The following is a 23,005-nucleotide window of genomic DNA, read 5'->3' as shown; positions in this document are numbered from 1 at the left end:
TACCCCTTGGCACACGCAGGTAAACAGGGACAGGCGGTTTTAAGTTTTATTGCTGAACGTCTGACCTGGCCGGATGGAACTTCTGCTGGGCCGCAGTCAGTCCTTCCCTGACCAGCATCTCCACCGCATCAGCCGCCTCATCGAGCAGGAACGGAAGGTCCTTGCGCTCTGCAGTGCCAAAATCGCGCAGGACATAGTCTGCAGTGTCCATCCGCCCTGGAGGGCGGCCCACGCCCACCCGTACCCGCAGGTAATCCTTGGTGGCCAGCGCCTTGGACATGTCCCTGAGGCCGTTGTGGCCGCCCTCACCGCCGCCGCATTTCAGCTTTATCGTGTTGAACGGAATATCAATCTCATCGTGCACCGCGACAACATGGTCAGGATCAATGCCGTAAAAATTTGCCAGGCCGGCCACCGGGCCGCCGGAAACATTCATGTAGCTCATCGGCTTGGACAGCACCACCCGGGGGCCGCCGATCCCCAGCCGTCCTTCGAGCACCTGGGCGCGTGCCTTGTGGGTTTTGAACTTGCCACCCATCCGGCCCGCGAGTTCGTCCAGGACCATCTGGCCGACATTGTGCCGGTTGCCCTTGTATTCGGCCCCGGGGTTTCCGAGGCCAACGATCAGCCAGGTGTCAGTCATTATTCAATCCTAAGGTGGTCCGGACATGGCTGTGGCCGGACCCCGACAGGGCCCGGCCACAAATCAAACGGTGCCGTTACTACTCGCCTGCGACTGCGGCTGCGGAGTCAGCCTGTGCCTCTTCCTCAGAGACCTCAGTGGCCTCGGAGATGTGGACAACCAGTGCGTCGGCGTCGGCCAGCAGGACCGAACCCTTCGGCAGGACCAGGTCGGAAGCGTGGATGTGCTGTCCGGCGGAGCGGCCTTCGATGTCGACCTCGATGGCGGTGGGCAGGTGGGTTGCCTCGGCCTCAAGGGAGATGACGGTGAGTTCCTGGTTGAAGACGCTGCCCGGAGCCAGTTCGCCAACGATGTGAACCGGGATGTCCACGGTGACTTTCTCGCCCTTGATGACGGTCAGCAGGTCGATGTGCTCGATGATCTGCTTGATGGGGTCGCGCTGGACGTCCTTGACCAGGGCCAGGTGCTCTTCGCCGTTGACGTCCAGGGACAGGAGGGCGTTGGCTTTGCGGACTGCCAGCGTGGTGGCCTTGGCCGGAAGCGTGATGTGGATCGGCTCGGCGCCGTGGCCGTAGATGACGGCGGGGATCAGGTTGGCCATGCGCGCGCGGCGGGCGAAGCCCTTGCCGAATTCGGTGCGTACTTCTGCTGCGAGCTTCTGCTCAGACATGTGTATCTCCTCGGAAGACTAAAAGGTGTTCAGCAAGGGCGGAGGTCTGTTACGACCTTCAACGCCGGGCGGCCGTGAGGCGGCCCTTCCAGAAGGGAGATTCAGACCCAGTCGATAACGGAGACCTGCAGTCCGGTTTCCCGGATGCTCTCCCTCGCCAAGGTATCGTGAAAAAGCTTACCAGCGCCGGGCCAAATTACTGAAAACGGCGGTGGTTGAGCCTGATTGCAGTAGTTGAGCCTGTCGGGTTTCGACGGTCCCCACCAGCCCCCTAAGCTCGCAAGCTCGCTCAGGGAACCCTGCTGGCGTGGGCCCATCCCAGTGTCGTCAGGCGTTGCCGTCGAACAGGCTGGTGACCGAACCGTCGTCGAACACTTCGCGGATGGCGCGGGCGATCAGCGGTGCGATGGACAGCACCGTCAGCTGCGGGAACTGCTGATTCGCAGTGAGGGGCAACGTGTTGGTGACCACCACTTCGCGGGCGCCGGACTCGGATAGCCGCTGGGCCGCGGGCTCGGAGAAGACAGCGTGCGTCGCGGCGATGATGACGTCCTTCGCCCCGGCGTTCTTCAGGACCTGGACCGCTCCGGAAATGGTGCCGCCGGTGTCGATCATGTCGTCGATCAGGACGCAGGTCCGGCCCTCGATCTGGCCAACAACGGTCTTGGAGACGGCCTGGTTGGGAACGGTGAGGTCACGGCTCTTGTGCACAAACGCCAGCGGCGCTCCGCCCAGGCGTTCGGCCCACTGCTCCGCGACGCGCACGCGGCCCGTGTCCGGGGACACCACCGTGACGTTGTCGGCGGCGACGCGGGTACGGATGTAATCGGCCAGGAGCGGGATGGCCATGAGGTGGTCCACAGGCCCGTCGAAGAAACCCTGGATCTGCGAGGTGTGCAGGTCAACGCTCATGATGCGGTCAGCGCCGGCGGTCTTGTACAGGTCCGCCACCAGGCGGGCGGAAATAGGCTCGCGTCCGCGACCCTTCTTGTCCTGCCGCGCATACGGGTAGAACGGGGACACCACGGTGATGCGCTTGGCGGAGGCCCGCTTCAGCGAATCGATCATGATCAGCTGTTCCATGAGGTGGTTGTTCAGCGGAGCCGGGTGGGCCTGGATGACGAACGCGTCGGTTCCCCGGACGCTTTCGCCGGCGCGGACGTAAATCTCCCCGTTGGCGAAGTCGTAGGCATCCACGGGCAGCAGCTCGGTACCCAGCTCCTTGGCGATTTCCCGCGCCAGTTCGGGGTGCGCCCGCCCAGCGGCAAGCACTAGCTTCTTCTCGCCGCGTGCCGTAATTTCGCTCATTATCGCTGGTCCTCTTCTGTCGATGCTGGGGTATGTGAGGAATCTGAGGCGGCGGCCTGCGCCAGTTCCGCCGAGCGTGAGCCGGGGCGGTTGGCCACAACCCAGCCCTCGTCGTTGCGCTGCGCTGCAACGGACACGACGAGCGCCCCTGCCGGGACGTCCTTGCGGATCACCGCGCCGGCGCCGCTGTAGGCACCGTCCCCCACGGTGACCGGTGCAACAAAGACTGTGTTGGAACCTGTGCGGACGCCCGAGCCGATCACCGTGCGGTGCTTCTTCTCGCCGTCGTAATTGGCCGTGATGTTGCCGCAGCCAATGTTGGTGTCCTCGCCGATTTCTGCGTCGCCGGCGTAGCCGAGGTGGGAAAGTTTAGAGCCGCGGCCAATCGTGACGTTCTTGGTTTCGTAGAACGCACCGATCTTGCCGGTGTCGCCAAGCACTGTGCCGGGACGCAAGTATGTGAAAGGGCCGACGGCGGCGTCCGCGCCGATCACAGCACCGGAACCGTGAGTGCGGGTCACTTTGGCGCCCTCGCCGATGCGGACATCGGTCAGGGTGGAGTCGGGGCCGACGACGGCGTCCCTCGCCACGGTGGTGGCGCCGTGCAGCTGCGTGTTCGGCAGGATGCGGACGTCCTCATCCAGGGCGACGGTGGAATCGATCCAGGTGGTGGCGGGGTCAACCACTGTGACGCCGGCGCGCATCCAGGCTTCAACGGTGCGGCGGTTCAGTTCCGCGCCGAGGGCGGAGAGCTGCACACGGTCGTTGGCGCCCTCCACCTGCCAGCGGTCTTCGGTGACCACGGCGGCAACCCGACCGCCCGACTGCCGCGCGAGGCCCAGCACGTCGGTGAGGTACTTTTCGCCCTGCGAATTGTCGGTGGTGATGTGGACCAGCGCGTCACGTAGGACATCAGCGTCGAAGGCGTAGATCCCGGAATTGACCTCGCGGATCAGGCGTTCGGTTTCCGTTGCATCCTTGTGCTCGCGGATGCCGGTCACGGAGCTGTCATCACCGCGGAGAATGCGTCCGTAGCCTGTGGCATCATCCAGCAGCGCGGTGAGCACGGTGACGGCATTGGCCTCCCGCTCATGTGTGGCCACCAGGTCCGCCAACAGGCTGCCGGTCAGGAGCGGAACATCACCGTAAGTGACCACGACGGTGCCTGCGAGTTTTTCCTGGGCGTCCAGTGCCTGCACGGCCACCTCAACGGCGCGGCCGGTGCCGGGGACGTCGTCCTGGTCCACGATCAGGGCTTCGGGGTCCAGCTGGTTCAGGTGGCGGGCAACCAGATCCCGCTCGTGGCGGACCACCAGGGCCAGCCGTCCGGGGTTAATGCTGCGGGCTGCCAGCAGGGCGTGGCCCACCATGGACCGGCCGCCGATTTCGTGCAGGATCTTCGGGGTACGGGATTTCATCCGGGTACCGGCGCCTGCTGCCAGAACAATGACGGCGGCTGGGCCGGTATTCTCGGGGATCACGTACGGGTTCTCCTTGCTTGGTTGCGCGTTGCGCTGGGCGCGGTGCCTGTCCGGCCAAAATTCACGGCGGGGCACCGAGTTCATCCTACTGGACGGTCTTCGCACAGCAGTTCCGCCCATAGGATTCGAACCTATACTCCACGGCTCCAAAGGCCGGGGTGCTGCCATTACACCAGGGCGGACCATGCCACAGGCGCAAAGGCCAAGGCACAAGTATTTATTTTGCCATGGCTTCAGGGCAGCCCGCGACATTGGCAGGAATCACGGCAGCCAGGCCAGTGCACCGCCACCGGTTCCAACTGTTTCAGCAGCGCTAGGGCATGATGGAAATGTGAGCAACAACCCACCCCGGACACGGATGACAGGCGTACAGCGGCGCAGCCAGCTGGTCGACGTCGGCCGTGGCCTTTTTGCCGCTCGCGGGCTCGACGGGACCACCATTGAGGAAATCGCGGCCTGCGCCGGCGTTTCCAAGCCCGTGATCTACGAACATTTCGGTTCCAAGGAGGGCCTGTACACGCGAGTGGTGGACTTCGAGTTCCACATCCTGCTGGACTCGATCACCGCTGCCCTGACCGAAGAAGGCAAACCGCGCGTCCTGGTGGAACGCGCCGCCCTGGCCCTCCTCACCTACATCGAGGACCGGGCGGAGGGCTTCCGGATCCTCATGCGCGACGCACCGCCATCGCAGCCCGAAGGCGCTTTCTCCACCCTGCTGTCCCAGGTCACCGCCCGCGTGGAACACATCCTGTCCGACGAATTCCACCGCCGCGGCTTCAGCGCCCAGGACGGCGCGATGTACGCCCAGATGCTCGTAGGCATGGTGGCCATGACCGGCCAATGGTGGCAGGACAGCCGCCAGCCCGACAAACAAACCGTCGCCGCCCACCTGGTCAACCTCGCCTGGAACGGCCTCACCGGCCTCCAAAAAGACCCAGAGCTGAAGTCCGAGGGTTAGCCTGGTCAGCTCTGTTGTGGTCACCTTCGCGGCGCAGTGGCCCTTCGCCGTCGCTTAGCGCGTTGGTCCCTTCCCAACACTCGCAAGCTCGCGTCGGGGCCCTCGGGACGACGCTTCGAGCCATAGGGGCTCACCGGTCGCTGAGCGACCTTGTGTGCCCGATGGCCCGCGATGCGCGACTACGCGAAGGTCCCCCGCACCGCTATTGCCGACAGTTCCGTTCAGGCGGACTCCACCGCGCTGCAATAGCCGACATCTGCGTTGGGGCGCCCTCCACGAGTACCCCCTGTCGAAGGTTCCGAGCGCGAACTGTTCCACGGCGGGGGTGACGTTCTTTGCCCGAGGCGATCCTTCGGGAAGGTGACCTACCTCGCCGGAGGCGGTCCTTCCGAAAGGAGCGCATCGCGGCGCATCGGGACGGGAGCTCGCTCAGCGAGCGAGTGGCCCCTTTGCGTCGTGTCTAAGCGACGCGGAAGGGCCGGCTGCGGCACCCACGGCGAGCGGACGTCGAAAGGCTGGATCCGGCACCTAAGCCAGACCCGGCACGCCGCAAACAGGGTTACTCGCCGAGGACTTCCAGGGCTTCCATCCATTCGAGTTCCAGGGCTTCGCGGTCGGTGGCGAGGTCCTTGAGTTTTTTGTTCTGGTCGGCGAGGGCGTCGAAGTCGGATGCTGCGGTGCTCTTGACCATTTGGTCGTGAATCTTCTTTTCCTGCTGCTCCAGTTTGCCCAGCTGGCGCTCGATCCGGTTTTTGGCCTTCCGGGCGTCGCGCTTTTCGGCTTCGGAGGAACCGGAGGCTGCGGGGGCGGAGCTGCCGCTCGGACCGGTGACGGGGTTGCCGCCGCCGGTGATCGTGGAGCCGGCCAGGGCGGATTCGCGGAGTTCCAGATACTGGTCCACGCCGCGCGGCAGGGCTCGGATCTTGCCGTCGCCAAGCAGCGCCATCTGGTGGTCCGTCACGCGTTCCAGCAGGTAGCGGTCGTGGCTGACCACAATGAGCGTGCCAGGCCAGCCGTCAAGGACGTCTTCGACGGCGGCGAGGGTGTCGGTGTCGAGGTCGTTGGTGGGCTCATCGAGCATCAGCACGTTCGGCTCCCCCACCAGCAGGCGCAGGAGCTGGAGGCGCCGGCGCTCACCACCGGACAGATCCCTGACCGGGGTCCACTGCTTTTCGTTGGTGAAGCCGAGCTGCTCCACGAGCTGGCCCGCCGTGAATTCCTTGCCGCCCACGTTAAAGGACCGCTTTTCGCGCTCGATGACTTCGATCACGCGCAGGTCCGAGACGTCGTCGAGCTCTTTGACCTCCTGGGTCAGCACGGCGGTGACCACGGTCTTGCCGCGCTTGACCTTGCCGGATGACGGCTCAATCTCGCCGTTGAGGAGTTTCAGCAGGGTGGTCTTGCCGGCGCCGTTGACGCCCACGAGGCCAAGCCGCTCACCGGGGGCAAGCCGCAGCGTGATGTTGTCGAAGAGTTTCTGTCGGGGGTCGCCGCCGAGGAAGTTCAGTGAGACGTTCTCGAGGTCCAGGACGTCCTTGCCGAGCCGGGCGGTGGCCATCTTGCTCAGGGCTGTGGAGTCACGCGGCTCGGGGACGTCGGCGATGAGGGCGTTGGCGGCCTCGATGCGGAATTTCGGCTTGGCCGTGCGGGCCGGAGCGCCGCGGCGCAGCCAGGCGAGCTCCTTTTTCACGAGCATCTGGCGCTTGCCTTCCATAACATTCGCCGCGCGGTCACGCTCGGCACGGGCCAGGACGTAGGCCGCGTAGCCGCCGTCGAACGGGTCCATGATGCCGTCGTGGATTTCCCAGGTCTTGGTGCAGACTTCGTCCAGGAACCAGCGGTCGTGGGTGACCACCAGGAAGGCGCCCTGGTTGGCCCGCCACCGGGTCTTCAGGTGCCGGGACAGCCAGGCGACTCCTTCGACGTCGAGGTGGTTGGTCGGTTCGTCGAGCATGATGACGTCATGGTCCTCGATCAGCAGCTTGGCCAGCGCCACCCGCCGCTTCTGACCGCCGGAGAGGGCGTGGACGTTGGCATGCCAGTCGACGTCGGACACCAGGCCGCCCATGACTTCGCGGATCTGGGGGTTGCGGGCCCATTCATAGTCGGCCTGGTCGCCGACGATCGCAGCGCCCACTGTGAGGTCGCCGTCGAGCACGTCGCTCTGGTCCAGGTAGCCGATGTTGACTTCGCTTCGCTTGGTCACCCGGCCCGAGTCCGGGGTGGAGCGCATGGCCAGGAGGCGCATCAGCGTGGACTTGCCGTCGCCGTTCCGGCCCACCATGCCGATCCTGTCACCTTCCTCGAGTCCGAGGGTGATGCCGTCCAGGACGGTGCGCGTTGCGTACGAAACCGTAAGGTTTTCGCCGCCAAGAAGGTGTGCCAAGGGGACTGCTTTCTGCTGCTCAGTAAGGAAGGGGGCTCTTAAAGGAGAGTATCGGAGATGATGCGCGCGCCATGCACGGGCCCGTGGACAGGGAATGCCGTCAGCCCGTAGTGCCGCAGGTCCTCCGCCAGGTTTTCGGCTGCGGCGGGATTATGGGTCAACAGCGCCACGGTGGGTCCGGAGCCGGATACGATTCCGGCCAGGGCGCCGAGCGCTTCACCTCGTCCCAGCGTATCGCGGAGCGCGGGGGAAAGTTCAATGGAGGCCCGCTGCAGATCGTTCACCAGGACCCTGCTCAGGGCATCGGCGTCTCCGCTCCGCAGCGCCTGCAGGATCTTGGGATCCACGGCCGTGGGCTCGGCAACGTCCAGTCCTTCTGCCTCCCGGAGCCGGTCCAGGGTGCGGAAGACCTCGGGGGTGGGCAGCCCATAGTCCGCCGCCACGAGGACCCAGTCCGTTTGGGCTTTGGCCAGTGCCGGCGAAAGGTCGTCGCCAACGCCAAGCCCGACGGCGGTTCCGCCGAGGAGGGAGAACGGGACGTCGGCACCCAATTCGGCGGCCAGATGTGCCAACTCATCCCGCGACAGCCCGCTGTTCCAGAGCGCGTCGCAGGCCAGCAGTGTGGCTGCGGCATCGGCTGAGCCGCCGCCCATGCCCCCGGCCACGGGGACCCGCTTGGTGATTTCAAGGTGCACCCCGGTGGAATGCTCGGAGACATCGGCCATGATCGCTGCGGCCTTGTAGGCCAGGTTCTTCTCATCCAGCGGAATATCCACGTCGTCCAGGTCCAGCGTGCTGTCAGGGCTGATGCTGACGGTGATCCCCGGCGTCTCCGTGCTGGTGGCAGCCACTTCCTCATAGAGGGAAACGGCCAGGTACACGCTGGCAACTGAGTGGTAGCCGTCAGCGCGCAAGGGTCCCACGTCCAGGGAAACATTGACCTTGCCGGGCGCCTTCACGCGGACCGTCCGTGCGGGAAACTTCCCGGCGGCTGCCTTCACGACCCGGCCTCGCGGGCTTCGGCAATCCGGGCGAAGGCGTGGATGTCGATGACTTCGCCCCGGGCCGATGGAGCCACTCCTGCGGCGATGAGGCAGCGCTCGGCCTCGGCTGCGCCGCCGGCCCAGCCGGCCAGGGCGGCCCGCAGCGTCTTCCGGCGCTGGGCGAAGGCGGCGTCGATCACGGCGAACACCTGCTCGCGCGTGGCGGTTGTTTCAGGCGGTTCCCGCCGGGTGAAGGCCACAAGCCCGGATTGGATCTTCGGCGCAGGCCAGAAGACGTTCATGCCGATCACCCCGGCCTTGCGCATGCTGCTGTACCAGGCCGCCTTGACCGAGGGCACCCCGTAGGTCTTTGATCCCGGCCCCGCGGCCAACCGGTCAGCCACCTCGTCCTGGACCATCACCAGACCGTGCTGCAGGCTGGGGAAATGCTGGAGCAGGTGCAGGACCACCGGCACCGCCACGTTGTACGGCAGGTTCGCCACAATGGCGGTGGGCTCAACGGGAAGCGATGTGACCTTCATGGCGTCCGCCTGGACCAGGTGGAAAGCGCCCGCCGCGTCCGGCCGCCATGCTTTGACGGTTTCCGGCAGCTTTGCCGCCAGGACCGGATCGATTTCGACGGCGACGACCGTCTGCGCGGCGTCCAGCAGGCCCAGCGTGAGGGAACCAAGACCGGGCCCGACTTCCAGCACCGTCTCGGTTGGCCCGATGTTGGCAACGGAGACGATCCGGCGGATGGTGTTGCCATCGATTACGAAGTTCTGTCCCAGTGTCTTGGTGGGCCGGATACCGATTTCTTCCGCCAGCCGGCGTATGTCGGAAGCACCGAAGAGGGGTGCGGGCGCGGCGGCAGTCGGTTCAGTCACCTAGGCATCCTATCCCGGCCGCAGTGACGGGCCATCCGCTTTCCGCGCGGATCATGCGTGTTACGCGGTGTGTGTTTCCGCTTAACGGCAGCGGCCGGCCCCGGGACAATCCGGGGCCGGCCGCTGTCTTCTGCTTGCCTGGCGGCTGTGGTCAGCTGCCGCCAGCGCAGGTGCTCATTGGTGCCTAGCTCGTAGCGGCCCAGCCACAGCCCCACGGCTGCAGGCCACGCTGTGCGTACACGCGGTTGGCGATGTCGATCTGCTGTGCCTTGGTGGCGAGGCTGGCGTTGGGGGCGTAGGCGCCGCCGCCGGAGCCGATCCAGGTCTGGATGTCGAACTGGAGGCCGCCGTAGTAGCCGTTGCCCGAGTTGATGGACCAGTTTCCGGTGGACTCACACTGGGCGATCTTGTCCCACATGGCCTCGTTCATCATGGCCGGGGCCGAGGCGCCGGTGTTCGTTCCGGCGGCGGCTGCGGGCTTTGCCTTGGTGCCTACCGTGACCTTTTCCGTCACGGGCTGGACGGAAACAGTTTCGGAGACCAGCGTCCGCGAGGCTTCACGGCCGTCAACCATCACCAGCTTGAAGCTCTTATCCACCTTGCCGGCCACGCCGGCCTGGGTGACCTCTTTCTCGCCCTTGAGAAGCTCAGCGCTCTCAGTGGTCATGCTGTCGAAAGCAACATCTTCAGTGGTGGCCGCGGTCTGGCTGGTATCCACCCGGGAGACCTTAACCACCATGTTGTTGACCACGTGCGCGTTGCCCGGCTGGGAAGTACGGTCGTCGACGCCGAGGGTGATGCCGGCGTCCTCCAGCACCTGGGCGACGGTCCCCGCGGTGGTGGTGGCCGTGGAGGCCTTGCCGTCGGCAACGATGCTGACGGTCTTGGGCGTGGAGATGGAGACAAACGATCCGGCCACGGCGAGCTGGGCGTCCTTCGGGACGGAAACGGAGGAGGAGCTGGCCACTCCCAGTTCGGTGACGAGGCCCGCAACATCCGGCGCCGTGGTGTTGATGGTCTTTTCAGAGCCGTCCAGGCTGACCTTCACGGCCTTGGCCATGTTGACGTTGATCACGGTGCCGTTCTCCACTTTGGCGTCCGCCGAGGGCGAGACGCGGTCAGCCGGCTTCAGTTCTACGTTGGCGCTTTTTACGACCTGGCCCACGGTGCCGCCGAAGGACTGTACCGAAGTCACTTTTCCGTCGACGTTGAGGGTAACGGTTTTGTTATTTCCGACGAAGGCCACAAGGCCCAACACCAGCGCACACAGCACCACCAGTTGGGTGCCCACCTTGATAAAACTGAACTTGCCGTCCGTTGTGAAGAGCTTGACCACGATTGCCCGTAACTTTAGATCCATCCGGGCACGGGGAAAAACGCAGTGAAATAGCCGGCGCATGACCCTGGGGACAAGCTCCGGGCACCGTTGCGCCGCCACACTCCGCGCGGCAGGCAGGGGGCATCAAAGCCCTGCCTGGTCCTGCTGCGAATGAAGTGAAATTATCCGAAGGCCTTCCCCGACCCCGGCTAATAGTTCTCCACTGTAACCGTAGCGTTATAAAGCGGCCAAGAATTTTACATACGAGGTATGTGTAACAAGCAATGTGACGAGGCCCAGATCAGTCCCACGATCCGTATGCCCGCACGGTATTTTGGCTGATCCGGGTGCAGAGCTCGGCGAGGTCAGTTCCTGTCAATTCGGCCATGGCGCGGACGGTGTACGGCACCACATAACTGGCGTTGGGACGGCCGCGGTGCGGATGCGGAGTCAGGAACGGGGCATCCGTTTCCACCAGCACCAGGTCCGGGTCTGCCACCGCCAGCGCGGCGCGGAGGTTAGCCGCATTCTTAAAGGTCAGCGTGCCGGCAAAGGACATGTTCCAGCCCGCGGCATTGCAGATCCTGGCGAGCGCCTCATCACCCGAGAAGCAATGAAACACCACCCGCTCCGGAGCCCCCTCCTCGCGCAGGACCTGCACGACGTCGTCGTGCGCGTCGCGGTCATGGATCTGCAGCGTCAGGTCCAGGCGCTTGGCAATATCGATATGCCGCCGGAACGAATAGCGCTGGTGGGCCAGGCCCTCCCCTTCGGTGCGGAAGAAATCAAGGCCGGTCTCGCCGATAGCCCGGATCCGGGGGTGGGCGGCCAGTTGCTCAATCTCCGTCAGCGCATCCTCCAGCTCGCCGCGCCTGGCATAGTCCGGGGCGTCGTTGGGGTGCAATGCCACGGCCCCCAGCAACCTGCTGTCCAGGTCAACGGCGCGGACAGTGAACCGGGAGGACTCCAGGTCGCAGCCCACCTGGACGGCCCCCAGCACTCCGACGGCCTGGGCCGCATCCAACGCCGCGGCGATGCCCACCGGGCTCTCGCCGTCGGGGAAATCCAGGTGCGTATGGTTGTCCATCACGGGGACCGGCAGCGGCTCCGGCGCCGGCGGATAGTCCTGCCGCGCCTGCCGGCCGGCGTCTGCAGGGTCCGCCCCGGCGGCACGGTAAGCGGCGGGAATCAGCGAATTGCACATCCCTCAAGCCTAGCGGCGGCGGATCGCGGCAGAATTCCCGGAACTCTCTGTCAGCCAGGGCAGTTGTGTTAGTAGGCTGGTACGAACAGATGCGAACGCCCACCGCCGGGCGAAGGCAGGCCTGCTGTCCCGTTCCGGGTGATCCCCGGGCTGAAAGGTTGCAGATGGACTCCCACCGCCGCACCGCCGTCAACGAGGTAACCCCTGCCAGCCGGAACTTTACCGCCGTGACGGAGCAGGTGGGCCATCTCAACGGTTACAAGGCAGCAGCCATGGACGCGGACTCATTCCACGCGGCCAGCCAGCGGATCCTGGCCTCGATCAACACCGTCATTGACGGAAAGTCGGATGCGGCCAGGCTTGCCCTGACGGTGTTGCTGGCCCAGGGCCATCTGCTCCTGGAGGACGTGCCAGGTGTGGGCAAGACCCTCCTGGCCAAAACCCTCGCCCGGAGCATTGACTGCACGGTCAGCCGCATTCAGTTCACTCCTGATCTGCTGCCTTCGGACGTGACGGGCGTGTCCATCTATAACCAGGCGTCGCGGCTGTTCGAGTTCCGCCCGGGTGCCGTCTTCGCCAACATTGTTATTGGCGATGAAATCAACCGCGCGTCCGCCAAGACCCAATCCGCCCTCCTGGAGTGTATGGAGGAACACCAGGTGACCGTGGACGGGGACTCGTACAAACTCGACGAACCGTTCATGGTGGTGGCCACCCAGAACCCGATCGAGATGGAAGGCACCTATCCACTCCCCGAGGCCCAGCGCGACCGCTTTATGGCGCGGATTTCCATGGGCTATCCGGACAAGGACTCCGAAATCGAAATGCTGGAGACCCATCAGGCAACCTCCCCGTTGGCCAAGGTCTCCGCTGTGGTCACCGCGGCGGACGTCGCAGCGATGATCGCCACGGTCCAACAGGTTTACGTCTCCCAAGCCGTCAAGGAATACACCGTCTCAGTAGGCCGCGCAACGCGCGAAAGCCCCCTGCTCCGGCTGGGCGCCAGCCCACGCTCCATGCTCCAGCTGCTCCGGGCCGCGAAGGCCACGGCGGCGCTGGACGGCCGTGATTTTGTGCTGCCAGACGACGTCGTCAGCGTGGCGGAATCCGTGCTGGCCCACCGGATCATCCTGGACCGGAAGGCGGCCGGCGCCGGCGAGACCCCGCACAGCGTCATCCGGGGCATCCTCTCCCGGCTCCCGGTGAACCAGGACCCGGTGAACAACCCGGCCCGGTCATCGGCCCCGCCGGCCGGACTGCGCCGGAACCACTAGGCAGGGCCGGCACATGGCGCTGCGTGACCGACTACCCCGGCACCTGTTCAGCCAGCGTGGCTGGGGGCTCCTGGCCGCCGGCACCGTCTGCCTGTTGTCTGCGCAGATCATGGGGCGGCGAGATCTGCTGAGCCTGAGTGTCCTGCTCATCGTCCTTCCCCTGGTTTCGCTGGCCGGGATCAGGCTCCTCAAGCCCCGGTTCCAGGTTTACCGCGAGTTCAACCCGTCCCCGGTGGAGACCTCCGCCGCCACCATAGTGCGGCTCGCCGTGGCGCGGACCGGTTACGGGGGCGGCCGGGCGATCATGGAGGAACGGCTGCCGCCACGGTTCGGCGAGTCCCCGGCCTTCCACTTCCCCGCCCGCTCGGCCAAGGGCGGGACCAGCAGGTACGAATACCATTTGCGTTCCACCAAACGCGGACAGTACCTGATCGGTCCGGTAACCGCCGTGTTCACGGATCCGTTCGGTTTGTCCCTGCACCGGCGGTCAATTGACGACGGCGACACACTCACCGTGACGCCCGCCGCCGTCGAGCTTCCCGTGACGGGCCTCGCGGGAGCCCGCGGCAACGACGGCATCACAGCAACCCGTACCCGCGCCAACCCCAGCGACGACGACGTCATGACCCGCGAATACCGCCCGGGCGATCCCATGCGCCGGGTGCACTGGGCAGCCACCGCGCACCACGGCGCCCTGATGGTGCGCCAGGAGGAATCCGTCACAACGCCGGAGGCCACCATCATCCTGGACCAACGGTTCGCGGCATTTTCCGGCGGGCACGGCTCTGGTTTCGGGGGCAATGAGGCCGTGGACGGCCACGAGATGATCACCAGCGGCACGTTCGAGTGGGCCGTGGTGGCCGCGATCTCCATCTGCACGCACCTGTCGGAGCGGAACTACGCCCTCCGCCTCCTGGACCCCCGCGGCGAACCCGCGTTCCTCCGCTCCCCGTCCGCACCGGAACCGAAAGCGGAAGAGTTCAGCGGAGTGTCCGGGCTCCAGTCGATCGCCGAAAGCCTCGCCGCCATCCAGCTGTCCGGTCCGCACCACGCTGCCCGGGACCACGGTGGCCAGGATGCCGTACCGGCCGTTTTCGACGATCACCTGATGGACAAACTCTCCGCCCACCGGATGCGGGGGCCCCTTATTGCCGTGCTCGGCAGGATCTCTCCGAGCGAGGCCAGAGCCCTCGCTCCGGCGGCGGGTTATGGCGCGAATGCCTTCGCCATCATCGTTTCCGAGAGGCCCGCGGATTCCGAGGACTCTTTGGAGGCCCTCCGCCGGGGCGGCTGGCGGGCAGTGGCGGTGCCAACCTCGGTTCCGGTCCCGGACGCCTGGACGCACTTCGACCAGGGTGGTGCTGCGCCGGCCACGGCAGCGGCAGACGTACGCCGCGGAGCGGGGGTGGGACGGTGACACTGGCACCGGAACGCAACGCGTCCCGCGGGCAGGCAGCCACAGGTGCCCCGGGCCAGGTTCCGGCACGGACGCGGGTCGGGGCGTACCCCTGGGCCATGGCCGGCGCCGTCGCCCTGTCCGTGGCCGGCGCCGCGATTTCCCTCAACGGTGTCCTGCGGGGTTGGGCCTGGTACTTGCCCATCTTGACCACGGTGGTGGTGGTCTGCCTGACCATCGCCACGCTCCGCGTGCTGCGGGCCCATCCTCTCGTGGTGGCTGCCGGCGGCTTTGCCTCCCTGATCGCGGTTCTCACCCTGACGTTCTTCCGAAGCACGGGCATTGCCGGTTTCATCCCGTCCGGGGCAACCCTGGCTGAAGTGGACAGGTTCGTCCGCCGGGCGAGCGAGACGGTACTTGCGGAAAGTGCTCCGGTGGCTCCGAACGCCGGAATCGTTATGGTCAGCTGCGCAGCCCTGGGCCTGACAGTCATCCTCATCGATGCGCTGGCCGTGCCGCTTGGCATGCCGGCAACAACCGGACTGGGCCTGCTGGCCATCCTGGTAGTCCCCGCCACCGTGAAGCCCCAGAGCGTGGGGGTTTGGGGCTTCACTGCCACGGCGGCCGGGTACCTCCTGATCCTCGCGTGCAGCCAGTGGTTTGCACCGGATTCCCGCACTGCGGCCGACAGCGGCCGGAATGCCGGCCAGTTCCGGCGGGCCATGCTGACCGGAACCGTGGCACTGGTGGCAACACTGGCGGTGCCGGCGGCCATCCCCGGATTCGACCACGGCACGTTTCCGCAGGGCGCCCGGCTGAACCCGTGGGGCGCCGGGACCGGCTTGAACCCCATGATTACCTTGGGAAACAGCCTGCGAGCACCGGCCGGAAGCGGGCGGATCACCTATGCCACCAACGCGGCCGGGCCGCTGTATCTGCGGTCCGTCACTGTTGACAATTTCGACGGCGAGTCGTGGGGACCTGATGACCGCGACGCAGAGCGCCGCCCCGTGGCCGGACAGCTTGAGACGGGCCACGAGATCGTCGCCGAGGAGCAGCTCCGCCAGGTGACTGCCGTGGATACGGGCACGTTCACCAGCCCGTACCTGCCGTTGCCGTACGCGCCGGAAACAATCCGCGGGCTCAATGGCGCCTGGACATGGGACCCGGCCACCCTGGCCGTCAAGGGTGCCAACACCAACACGCGGGCACAGCAATACGTTGTGGTGTCCACGGCGCCTAAGCTCACGGCCACCCTCCTTCAACAGTCGTCGCAGGCCGTGCAGGGAATCCCTGCTGACTTCACCAGGGTTCCCGGCAACGTCCCGGACATCGTCCGCAGCACGGCTGACACGGTGACAGCTTCGAGTGACACACCATTCGCCAAGGCCATGGCCATCCAGAAATACCTTCGCTCAGGGGAGTTCACCTACTCGCTCCAGTCACCTGTCCAGGGCGGCTACGACGGTAACGGGCTCTCGGTGCTGGCCGATTTCCTGACCCAGAAGAGCGGATACTGCATCCATTACTCGTCCGCGATGGCCGTGATGGCCCGGCTGGAAGGTATCCCCAGCCGCATCGCGGTTGGCTACGCGCCGGGCCGAAGCACTGGTTCCACGGTTTCAGTGGCCGGGCAAGATGCGCTGCCGGAGTATGAGGTGGACGCCCGGGACGCCCACGCCTGGCCCGAGCTCTACTTCCAGGGATTGGGGTGGGTGCCCTTCGAACCCACGCCGTCGCGTGGTGTTATACCCGCGTACGCCACGGAAACCAGCACACCCGGCATCCCCGGTTCGCTGGGTAATAACGACGACCTCCTTCCCGGCGCAACCGCCCCGACCCCCACGCCAAGCGCCACGGCCGTGCCTCTCCCCGGCGCAGGTGGCGGCGCAGGGGACCTCGGGCAGTTGCTCCTGCCATGGCTGCTGGGGACGGCGGCCGCGCTGGGCTTGGTCCTCCTGGCGGCCTCGCCGCGGCTGGTGAGGATGGGGCGGCGTGCCCGGCGGCTCCGCACCGAGGACCGGGCGCGGGAGGACGTGATTCCGCTGGCGTGGGCCGAAATCCGTGATCTCGGAACCGACTACGGACTGCCACCGGACTCCAGCGAAACAGCCCGGACGTATTCCGCACGGCTCCGCCATTCATCGCTGCTCGGCGAACATGGCGGCATGGACGACGCCGCGCACCAAGCCATCCGCAGCCTCACCTCCGACTTCGAACGCCGGCACTACGGCCCGCCTGTCCATGACACAGCCGGCCGCGGCAGGACAGGGGCCATTGCCCCACGCATCGCGGCGGTGCAGCATTCCCTGCGTGCCAACGCCTCGCTCCCTCGACGCCTCCGTGCCGACTGGCTCCCGCCGTCGGTTCTGGGCCGGTGGGCCTGGCTCCTGGCCGCCCCGTTCAGAGGGCTCAACAGGTTGGCGCGCCGGACGGCAAAAGCCGCCGCACGCTCCTGGTCGAGGGCGCGCGGCGGCTTGTTCCGGCCGCGTGGTAGCCAATAGCGGCCCGCCGCAACGGCTACCTACAGGCGGTGGAGGAAGCGGCTGACCGGAGGATAATCCTGTCAGCCGGAGGAAAATCCGTTCAGCCGGAGGAAAATCCGTTCAGCCGGCGTAGGGGTCCGCGATGCCGATGTACTGGGTGTAGAGGTATTCCTCGATGCCTTCGAGGCCGCCTTCACGTCCCAGCCCGGACTGCTTGACGCCGCCGAACGGTGCCGCGGCATTGGAGATAACACCGGCGTTCAGGCCGAGCATCCCGGTCTCGAGCCGTTCGCCCATCCGGATGCCGCGGTTCAGGTCGCGCGTGAAGACGTACGCCACCAGACCGTACTCGGTGTTGTTGGCCAGGCGGACGGCTTCGTCCTCGGTGCCGAAAGTGATGATCGGGGCGACGGGGCCGAAGATTTCCTCGGACAGGATCCGCGTGCCTTCGGTGACGCCGGTGAGGATGGTGGGCGGGTAGAAGTAGCCCGGGCCCTCGGCCGGGGCGCCGCCCAGGACAGCCTTGGCGCCGGAGGCCACGGCATCGGACACGAGCTCATGAACCTTATCCCGGCTCTTGGCATCGATCAGCGGACCCACTTTGGACTCCGGTTCGGTGCCCCGGGCGGTGGTCATCTCACCCATTTTCGCGGCGAACTTTTGGGCGAATTCGTCGGCGACGGACTCGTGGACGATGAACCGGTTCGCCGCGGTGCAGGCCTCGCCCATGTTCCGCAGCTTCGCCAGCATGGCACCGGCGACGGCGGCGTCCAGGTCCGCGTCCTCGAACACCACAAACGGGGCGTTGCCACCGAGTTCCATGGAGGTCCGCAGGACGGTCTCGGACGCGTCGGCGAGCAGGCGCCGGCCCACCTCCGTCGAGCCCGTGAATGAGAGTTTGCGCAGGCGCTGGTCCTTGATCAGCGGGCCGGTGGTGGCTCCTGCCGTGGACGTGGGGATGACGTTCAGGACTCCGGCCGGCAGGCCGGCCTCCTGCATGACTGCGGCGAACAGCTGCGAGGTCAGCGGCGTGAGGTTGGCCGACTTCAGCACCATGGTGCAGCCGGCCGCGACAGCAGGGGCGATCTTGCGCGTGGCCATGGCCAGCGGGAAGTTCCACGGCGTGATCAGCAGGCACGGGCCCACCGGCTTCTTGGTGACCAGCAGGCGGGACTTGCCATCGGGCGAGACCGAGTAGCGGCCAAACGCGCGGACGGCTTCCTCGGAGAACCAACGCAGGAACTCGGCGCCATACGTGACCTCGCCCCGGGCCTCCGCCAGCGGCTTGCCCATTTCCATGGTCATCAGCAGCGCGAAGTCCTCGGCACGGGCCGTAACCATCTCAAAGGCACGGCGGAGGATTTCGCCGCGTTCACGGGCCGGGACCTTCGCCCACGATTCCTGCGCCGCGGCGGCCGCATCCAAAGCAGCCTTGCCGTCTTCGGGGCCGGCGTCAGCGATGCTGAGGAGCACCTTGCCCGTGGCAGGGTCCTCGACGTCGAACGTCTTGCCTGACGCCGCCGGGCGCCATTCGCCGTTGATCAGCAATCCGGTGGGAACAGAGGCCAGCAGTGCGATTTCGCGCTCCGCGGTAACAGCTGGCTGTGCGGTGACAGTCACGGTGACTCCCTCGTCAGTAAGGTTTGGTTCAGCCTTGACGCAGGGCCTGGGTGGCCTTGCCGTATTGGCTGATTTACTGTCACACTACTGCCGCGGCCGCCAGAGGGTCTACGCCTGGACGCACTGCTGAAGCGAGATTTCGTTGTGCAGCTGCACAGCTGGCCTTTTTGTACGCTCAGCGTGCCGCGAGGACCGCCGAGTACAGCTCCCGCTTGCTGACGCGGACGTCCTCGGCTACGGCGGCCACGGCTTCCTTGAGCCGGATTCCCTGGGCCACCAGCTCGTTGACAGCCGCCACGTGGTCCTCGGGGGTGCCCGGCGCCTGCTCAGGGGCGCCGCCCAGCACCACGGCAATCTCGCCGCGGACCTCGTTGCCTTCGGCCCACAGCAACAGTTCCCCGACCGACCCGCGGATGACTTCCTCGTAGGTCTTGGTCAGTTCCCGGCAGACAGCGATCCGCCGCTCGGCACCGAAACGCTCGCGCAGGGCCCGCAGCATCGATTCCAGCCGGTGCGGGGCCTCAAAAAACACCATGGTCCGGCGTTCGGCCGAAAGGTCCGCCAACCGCGACGCCCGTTCGCCGGCTTTCCGGGGCAGGAATCCCTCAAAACAGAAGCGGTCGGTGGGCAGACCGGACAGTGCCAGGGCGGTCAGTACCGCGGACGGGCCCGGGACGGCGGTCACGGTGAGTCCGGCTGCCACAGCGCCTTCCACCAGCCTGAACCCCGGGTCCGAGACCGAAGGCATGCCGGCGTCTGTGACCATGACCAGGGTTTTGCCGGACCGGACGTGCTCCAGCAGTTCCGCGGTCTTGGTGGCCTCGTTGTGCTCGTGGTAGCTGATGACCCGCCCGGCGACGGTGACTCCGAGGCTCTGGACAAGGCGGTGCAGGCGCCTGGTGTCTTCGGCGGCCACGATGTCCGCCGTCCCCAGGAGCGCGATCAGGCGGGCCGACGCGTCTCCCATATTCCCGATGGGCGTTGCCGCCAGTACGATCCGGCCCGGCCCCGTGGCGACCGGTGCCGCTGCAGCCGGGTCCGCTGCCACGTGAACCTCTGTCTCTGGCTCCTCCCCGGCGGCAACGGAAGGTTCTGCGGGGCGGGAATCGGCGAAGGTGCTGGGGTTAGGGTCCACTCCCCCAGCGTACTGCTGGCCGGCGGCCCAAGCTGCAAAAGGTAGCATGGGGCTCGTGACGCAGACCTCCATGCGGCCTGCCGAGGCCGGCCAGACCATCCCGCCGGCACGGGGCCCGTGGATCGCCCGTCCGGCGGAGGCCTTCTCTGCCACAGCCCTCCGCGATCGCCTGATTGGCAGCACCCGCAGCTGGCGGGATTACCCGCCGTCGCTGCGTCTCTGGTTCTGGCTGGTGCCCGCCCTGACCTCCGTGATCGGCGGCGTCCTCCGCTTTGTCCGGCTGGACACGCCGCACAGCCTGGTCTTCGATGAAACGTATTACGTCAAGGACGCCTACTCCTACGTGGTCAGCGGCTACGAACGGGGCTGGCCGGACAAGGCCAACGACTCCTTCAACGCAGGCAACCCGGCCATCCTCCTGGACACTCCCGAGTACGTGGTCCATCCGCCCGTGGGCAAGTGGATGATCGCCGGCGGCATGTGGCTCTTCGGGGCCGATAATCCGTTCGGCTGGCGGTTCGCGGCCGCACTGACCGGAACCCTGTCCATCCTGCTGCTCACACTGATTGCACTGAAACTGTTCCGCTCAGTGCCGCTGGCTGCCGCCGCTGGCCTGCTGCTCGCCGTCGACGGCCACCACCTGGTGATGTCGCGGACATCACTCCTGGATATCTTCCTGATGTTCTGGCTCCTGGCGGCCTTCGGAGCTTTGCTGCTGGACCGCGATGACGGACGACGGCGGCTGGCCGCACGGCTCGGACGGCTCGCGGCCGCGTCCCGGAACGCTCGGCCCGCAGCCAGCCAACTGCTGGCTGGACCGTGGCTGGGGATCCGCTGGTGGCGTCTCGCCGCGGGCGTGTGCATGGGACTCGCCATAGGCACCAAATGGTCGGGCCTGTTTTTCCTCGCCGGCTTCGGCGTGCTGACGGTCCTGTGGGACCTCAATGCACGGCGCGTCGCGGGAATCCGCGGCTGGGTCAGCGGCGGAATCATCAAGGATGGCCTGCCTGCCTTTGTCAGCATGGTTCCGGTTGCGGCGGTGGTCTACACCGCCACCTGGACGGGCTGGTTCCGTTCCGAGGGCGCCTACTTCCGGCGGTGGGCCCAGAGCAACCCCTCAGCGGAGTGGGGCTGGCTGCCGGACTCCCTGCGTTCGCTGGCACACTACCATCTGGAGGCCTACAAGTTCCATCAGGGACTGGGCTCCGAACACCCTTACGAGGCAAGCGCCTGGAGCTGGCTGGTGATGGGCCGGCCGACGTCGTTCTTCTACCAGAAGCCGGAGCAGGGCGTCCCGGGATGCGATGTGCCCAACTGCGCCTCAGCCATTCTCTCGGTGGGGAACCCGATGATCTGGTGGGGAGCGGCCATCTCGCTGGTGGTCCTGCTGTTCTGGTGGGCCGGGCGCCGGGACTGGCGCGCAGGGGCGATCCTTGCGGGCGTGGGCGCCGGCTACCTGCCGTGGTTCCTGTACCCGGAGCGGACTATGTTCTTCTTTTACGCCGTCTCCTTTGAGCCCTTCCTGGTGCTCGCGCTGGTGTATTGCCTGGGCCTCGTCCTGGGCCGGGACACCGATCCGCTCTGGCGCCGGCGGTCCGGTGTCTACGTGGTGGCGCTCTTCGTCGCGGGGGCAGTCCTGTTGTCCGCATTTTTCTACCCGGTGTGGACCGCGGAGACCATCCCCTACCAGGAATGGCGCTACCGGATGTGGATGCCGTCCTGGATCTAAGGCAGGATTGCATGAAACCCTGACCAGCCGCGAACTGCGTTGAGGCAGCGGAACGGAGACGCCCCCTTGCGAGAAGCAAGCACAAAACTCTTGGTGGAGCTGGAGCCCGGCAGCAATGTCACGGATCTCCTGCGCCAGCGGGAGTCCGCCAACCCGGCCCACGCCCTCTACGCGCGCAAAGGCCCCAACGGCTGGACCGACGTCCCGGCGCAAAAATTCCTGCACGATGTCTGTGCCCTCGCCAAAGGACTGATCGCCGGCGGCCTGGAGCCGGGCGACACCGTGGCCGTCATGTCCGCAACCCGCTATGAGTGGGCCCTGGTGGACTTCGCCATCTGGTTTGCCGGCGGCGTGAGCGTCCCCATCGACGAGACCTCGACCCCCGGCCAGGTGGAGTGGATCCTGCACGACTCCGGCGCGCGCCGCGTGTTCGCGCAGGACCGCGGCAAGGTGTCGCTTATTACAGGCATCCTGGAGACCTCCACTCTGCTCAAGGACCGGCTGGTCACCGTGGTGAGGATGGATAACGACGGCGACGCCCCGAACCTCGCCAGCCTCTCGGCTGCCGGAATGGGCGTCACGGACGCCGAGCTGGAACGCCACCGCTCCGCCGCGGACCTGGACGACGTCGCGTCCCTGGCCTACACCTCCGGCACCACCGGACGGCCCAAAGGGTGCGAGCTCACCCACGGCAACTTTGCGCTCGTGGCCGTCAACGTCGTCGCCTTTCTCCCGGAGATCCTCAAGGGGCAGAATGCGCGCACCCTGATGTTCCTGCCGCTGGCCAATGTGCTCGCCCGCGCCGCCCAGGTGGCGTGCCTCCATGCGGGCGCCACGCTGGGACACGTCAGCCGTCCAGCTGATCTGCCAGCGGATCTGGGCACGTTCAAACCCACGTTCCTCCTGGCGGTGCCGCGGATCTTCGAGAAGGTCCGGGCTGACGCCGCGCACCAGGCTGCCGGGTCCGGGAAAGCGGGGATCTTCAGGGCTGCGTCAGCCGCCGCCGTCCGTTTCTCCACGGCACAGGACACCGTGGCCCGCGGCGGGGGCAGCGGACCCGGGCTGGCGTTGCGGGCGCGGCATGCCGTCTTCGACCGGCTGGTGTACCCGAAGCTCCGCCAGCTCCTTGGCGGCCGGGTCCGTTACGCGGTATCGGCGGCCGGCCCCCTGGCACCTGAGGACGCGCACTTCTTCCGCGGCGCCGGGATCCCGGTCCTTGAGGGCTACGGGCTGAGCGAGACAACCGCCCCCTGTACAGCCAACACCCCCGCCCGGACCAGGGTGGGCAGCGTGGGCGTCCCCCTGCCGGGCACCACCATCCGCGTGGCCGAGGACGGCGAAGTGCTGGTCAAGGGGATCGGCGTGTTCAAGGGTTACCACGCCAACGAAGCGGCCACCGCCGAGGCCTTTGTGGACGGGTTCTTTCGTACCGGGGACCTCGGCGAGCTGGACCCTCAGGGCTTCCTGACCATCAACGGCCGCAAGAAGCAGCCCGCCAAAATAAACGGCTGAGCACGTGCAGTTACT

The 23,005-nt window shown here is 66.5% G+C and carries 16 protein-coding genes, 1 tRNA gene and 1 pseudogene; 6 read left to right on the top strand and 12 right to left on the bottom strand.

Translation table 11 applies throughout. From position 1 onward, the window contains the following. Nucleotides 1–46 precede the first annotated feature (46 nt). From pth to ACVWY0_RS03775, 5 genes are all read right to left on the bottom strand, one after another. Nucleotides 47–643: an aminoacyl-tRNA hydrolase gene (gene pth, locus ACVWY0_RS03795; RefSeq protein WP_252566312.1), complete on the bottom strand. Its 597-nt coding sequence runs from the start codon at nt 641–643 to the stop codon at nt 47–49. 79 nt (nt 644–722) lie between these two features. After that, entirely contained in the window at nt 723–1,313 is a 591-nt protein-coding gene (locus ACVWY0_RS03790) for a 50S ribosomal protein L25/general stress protein Ctc (protein WP_058929619.1), read from the bottom strand. Nucleotides 1,314–1,640: 327 nt separating this feature from the next. After that, nucleotides 1,641–2,621, bottom strand: coding sequence for a ribose-phosphate diphosphokinase (locus tag ACVWY0_RS03785; protein WP_056348072.1), 981 nt, complete (start codon nt 2,619–2,621; stop codon nt 1,641–1,643). Beyond that, complete coding sequence (glmU, locus tag ACVWY0_RS03780) at nt 2,621–4,102, bottom strand: bifunctional UDP-N-acetylglucosamine diphosphorylase/glucosamine-1-phosphate N-acetyltransferase GlmU (RefSeq protein WP_056348070.1); 1,482 nt, start codon at nt 4,100–4,102, stop codon at nt 2,621–2,623. Before glmU ends, ACVWY0_RS03785 begins: the two co-directional genes overlap by 1 nt. A 110-nt stretch (nt 4,103–4,212) precedes the next feature. Continuing rightward, nucleotides 4,213–4,284, bottom strand: a tRNA-Gln gene (locus ACVWY0_RS03775). A gap of 149 nt (nt 4,285–4,433) precedes the next feature. Here ACVWY0_RS03775 and ACVWY0_RS03770 point away from each other — a divergent pair. After that, on the top strand, nt 4,434–5,060 hold the full coding sequence (locus ACVWY0_RS03770; protein WP_485835487.1) for a TetR/AcrR family transcriptional regulator: 627 nt from the start codon (nt 4,434–4,436) through the stop codon (nt 5,058–5,060). 559 nt (nt 5,061–5,619) lie between these two features. Here the strand turns inward: ACVWY0_RS03770 and ACVWY0_RS03765 are convergent. The 5 genes from ACVWY0_RS03765 to ACVWY0_RS03745 all read right to left on the bottom strand — a co-directional run bounded on the left by ACVWY0_RS03765 (nt 5,620) and on the right by ACVWY0_RS03745 (nt 11,838). Then, the gene (locus ACVWY0_RS03765; RefSeq protein ID WP_485835486.1) at nt 5,620–7,446 is read right to left on the bottom strand and encodes an ABC-F family ATP-binding cassette domain-containing protein; all 1,827 of its coding nucleotides are present in this window, start codon (nt 7,444–7,446) and stop codon (nt 5,620–5,622) included. A 38-nt stretch (nt 7,447–7,484) separates the two neighbouring features. Then, nucleotides 7,485–8,447 carry a 4-(cytidine 5'-diphospho)-2-C-methyl-D-erythritol kinase gene (locus ACVWY0_RS03760; RefSeq protein WP_485835485.1) on the bottom strand — a complete coding sequence of 321 codons (963 nt, stop codon included), beginning with the start codon at nt 8,445–8,447 and terminating at the stop codon, nt 7,485–7,487. After that, complete coding sequence (rsmA, locus tag ACVWY0_RS03755; RefSeq protein ID WP_058929623.1) at nt 8,444–9,316, bottom strand: 16S rRNA (adenine(1518)-N(6)/adenine(1519)-N(6))-dimethyltransferase RsmA; 873 nt, start codon at nt 9,314–9,316, stop codon at nt 8,444–8,446. The genes ACVWY0_RS03760 and rsmA overlap by 4 nt, the downstream gene beginning before the upstream one ends. A gap of 184 nt (nt 9,317–9,500) precedes the next feature. Further along, complete coding sequence (locus ACVWY0_RS03750; protein WP_205630631.1) at nt 9,501–10,676, bottom strand: resuscitation-promoting factor; 1,176 nt, start codon at nt 10,674–10,676, stop codon at nt 9,501–9,503. Between the two features lie 259 nt (nt 10,677–10,935). After that, complete coding sequence (locus tag ACVWY0_RS03745) at nt 10,936–11,838, bottom strand: TatD family hydrolase (protein ID WP_485835484.1); 903 nt, start codon at nt 11,836–11,838, stop codon at nt 10,936–10,938. Between the two features lie 164 nt (nt 11,839–12,002). On the opposite strand from ACVWY0_RS03745, the gene ACVWY0_RS03740 reads away from it, so the two are divergent. The 3 genes from ACVWY0_RS03740 to ACVWY0_RS03730 are packed head-to-tail and all read left to right on the top strand — an operon-like array spanning nt 12,003 to nt 17,012. Then, on the top strand, nt 12,003–13,112 hold the full coding sequence (locus tag ACVWY0_RS03740) for an AAA family ATPase (RefSeq protein WP_485835483.1): 1,110 nt from the start codon (nt 12,003–12,005) through the stop codon (nt 13,110–13,112). A 13-nt stretch (nt 13,113–13,125) separates the two neighbouring features. Beyond that, nucleotides 13,126–14,529, top strand: a complete 1,404-nt coding sequence (locus ACVWY0_RS03735) for a DUF58 domain-containing protein (protein WP_485835482.1) — start codon at nt 13,126–13,128, stop codon at nt 14,527–14,529. Further along, a complete protein-coding gene (locus ACVWY0_RS03730) occupies nt 14,526–17,012 on the top strand; it encodes a transglutaminase TgpA family protein (protein WP_485835481.1) in 2,487 nt (828 codons plus the stop codon). Before ACVWY0_RS03735 ends, ACVWY0_RS03730 begins: the two co-directional genes overlap by 4 nt. A gap of 102 nt (nt 17,013–17,114) precedes the next feature. Here the strand turns inward: ACVWY0_RS03730 and ACVWY0_RS03725 are convergent, their stop codons facing one another. Further along, nucleotides 17,115–18,614, bottom strand: a complete 1,500-nt coding sequence (locus ACVWY0_RS03725; RefSeq protein ID WP_485835480.1) for an NAD-dependent succinate-semialdehyde dehydrogenase — start codon at nt 18,612–18,614, stop codon at nt 17,115–17,117. Nucleotides 18,615–18,789: 175 nt separating this feature from the next. Continuing rightward, nucleotides 18,790–19,749, bottom strand: a complete 960-nt coding sequence (gene rsmI, locus ACVWY0_RS03720) for a 16S rRNA (cytidine(1402)-2'-O)-methyltransferase (RefSeq protein WP_485835479.1) — start codon at nt 19,747–19,749, stop codon at nt 18,790–18,792. A gap of 46 nt (nt 19,750–19,795) precedes the next feature. Here rsmI and ACVWY0_RS03715 point away from each other — a divergent pair, with 46 nt between their 5' ends. Further along, nucleotides 19,796–21,478: a dolichyl-phosphate-mannose--protein mannosyltransferase gene (locus tag ACVWY0_RS03715; protein ID WP_485835478.1), complete on the top strand. Its 1,683-nt coding sequence runs from the start codon at nt 19,796–19,798 to the stop codon at nt 21,476–21,478. Between the two features lie 66 nt (nt 21,479–21,544). Next, a pseudogene (locus ACVWY0_RS03710) lies at nt 21,545–22,966 on the top strand (AMP-dependent synthetase/ligase); the annotation flags it as partial. Nucleotides 22,967–23,005 lie beyond the last annotated feature (39 nt).

The sequence above is a fragment of the Arthrobacter sp. UYNi723 genome (genome assembly GCF_054057635.1).
This window is presented reverse-complemented; position numbering and strand designations above follow the sequence as displayed.

Excerpts from the sequence above, each read along its gene's own strand:
- ACVWY0_RS03735 (WP_485835482.1), top strand. The coding sequence starts at position 13,126 with ATGGCGCTGCGTGACCGACTACCCCGGCACCTGTTCAGCCAGCGTGGC.
- ACVWY0_RS03790 (WP_058929619.1), bottom strand. The coding sequence starts at position 1,313 with ATGTCTGAGCAGAAGCTCGCAGCAGAAGTACGCACCGAATTCGGCAAG.
- ACVWY0_RS03745 (WP_485835484.1), bottom strand. The coding sequence starts at position 11,838 with ATGTGCAATTCGCTGATTCCCGCCGCTTACCGTGCCGCCGGGGCGGAC.
- ACVWY0_RS03740 (WP_485835483.1), top strand. The coding sequence starts at position 12,003 with ATGGACTCCCACCGCCGCACCGCCGTCAACGAGGTAACCCCTGCCAGC.
- ACVWY0_RS03715 (WP_485835478.1), top strand. The coding sequence starts at position 19,796 with ATGGGGCTCGTGACGCAGACCTCCATGCGGCCTGCCGAGGCCGGCCAG.
- pth (WP_252566312.1), bottom strand. The coding sequence starts at position 643 with ATGACTGACACCTGGCTGATCGTTGGCCTCGGAAACCCCGGGGCCGAA.
- ACVWY0_RS03750 (WP_205630631.1), bottom strand. The coding sequence starts at position 10,676 with ATGGATCTAAAGTTACGGGCAATCGTGGTCAAGCTCTTCACAACGGAC.
- ACVWY0_RS03785 (WP_056348072.1), bottom strand. The coding sequence starts at position 2,621 with ATGAGCGAAATTACGGCACGCGGCGAGAAGAAGCTAGTGCTTGCCGCT.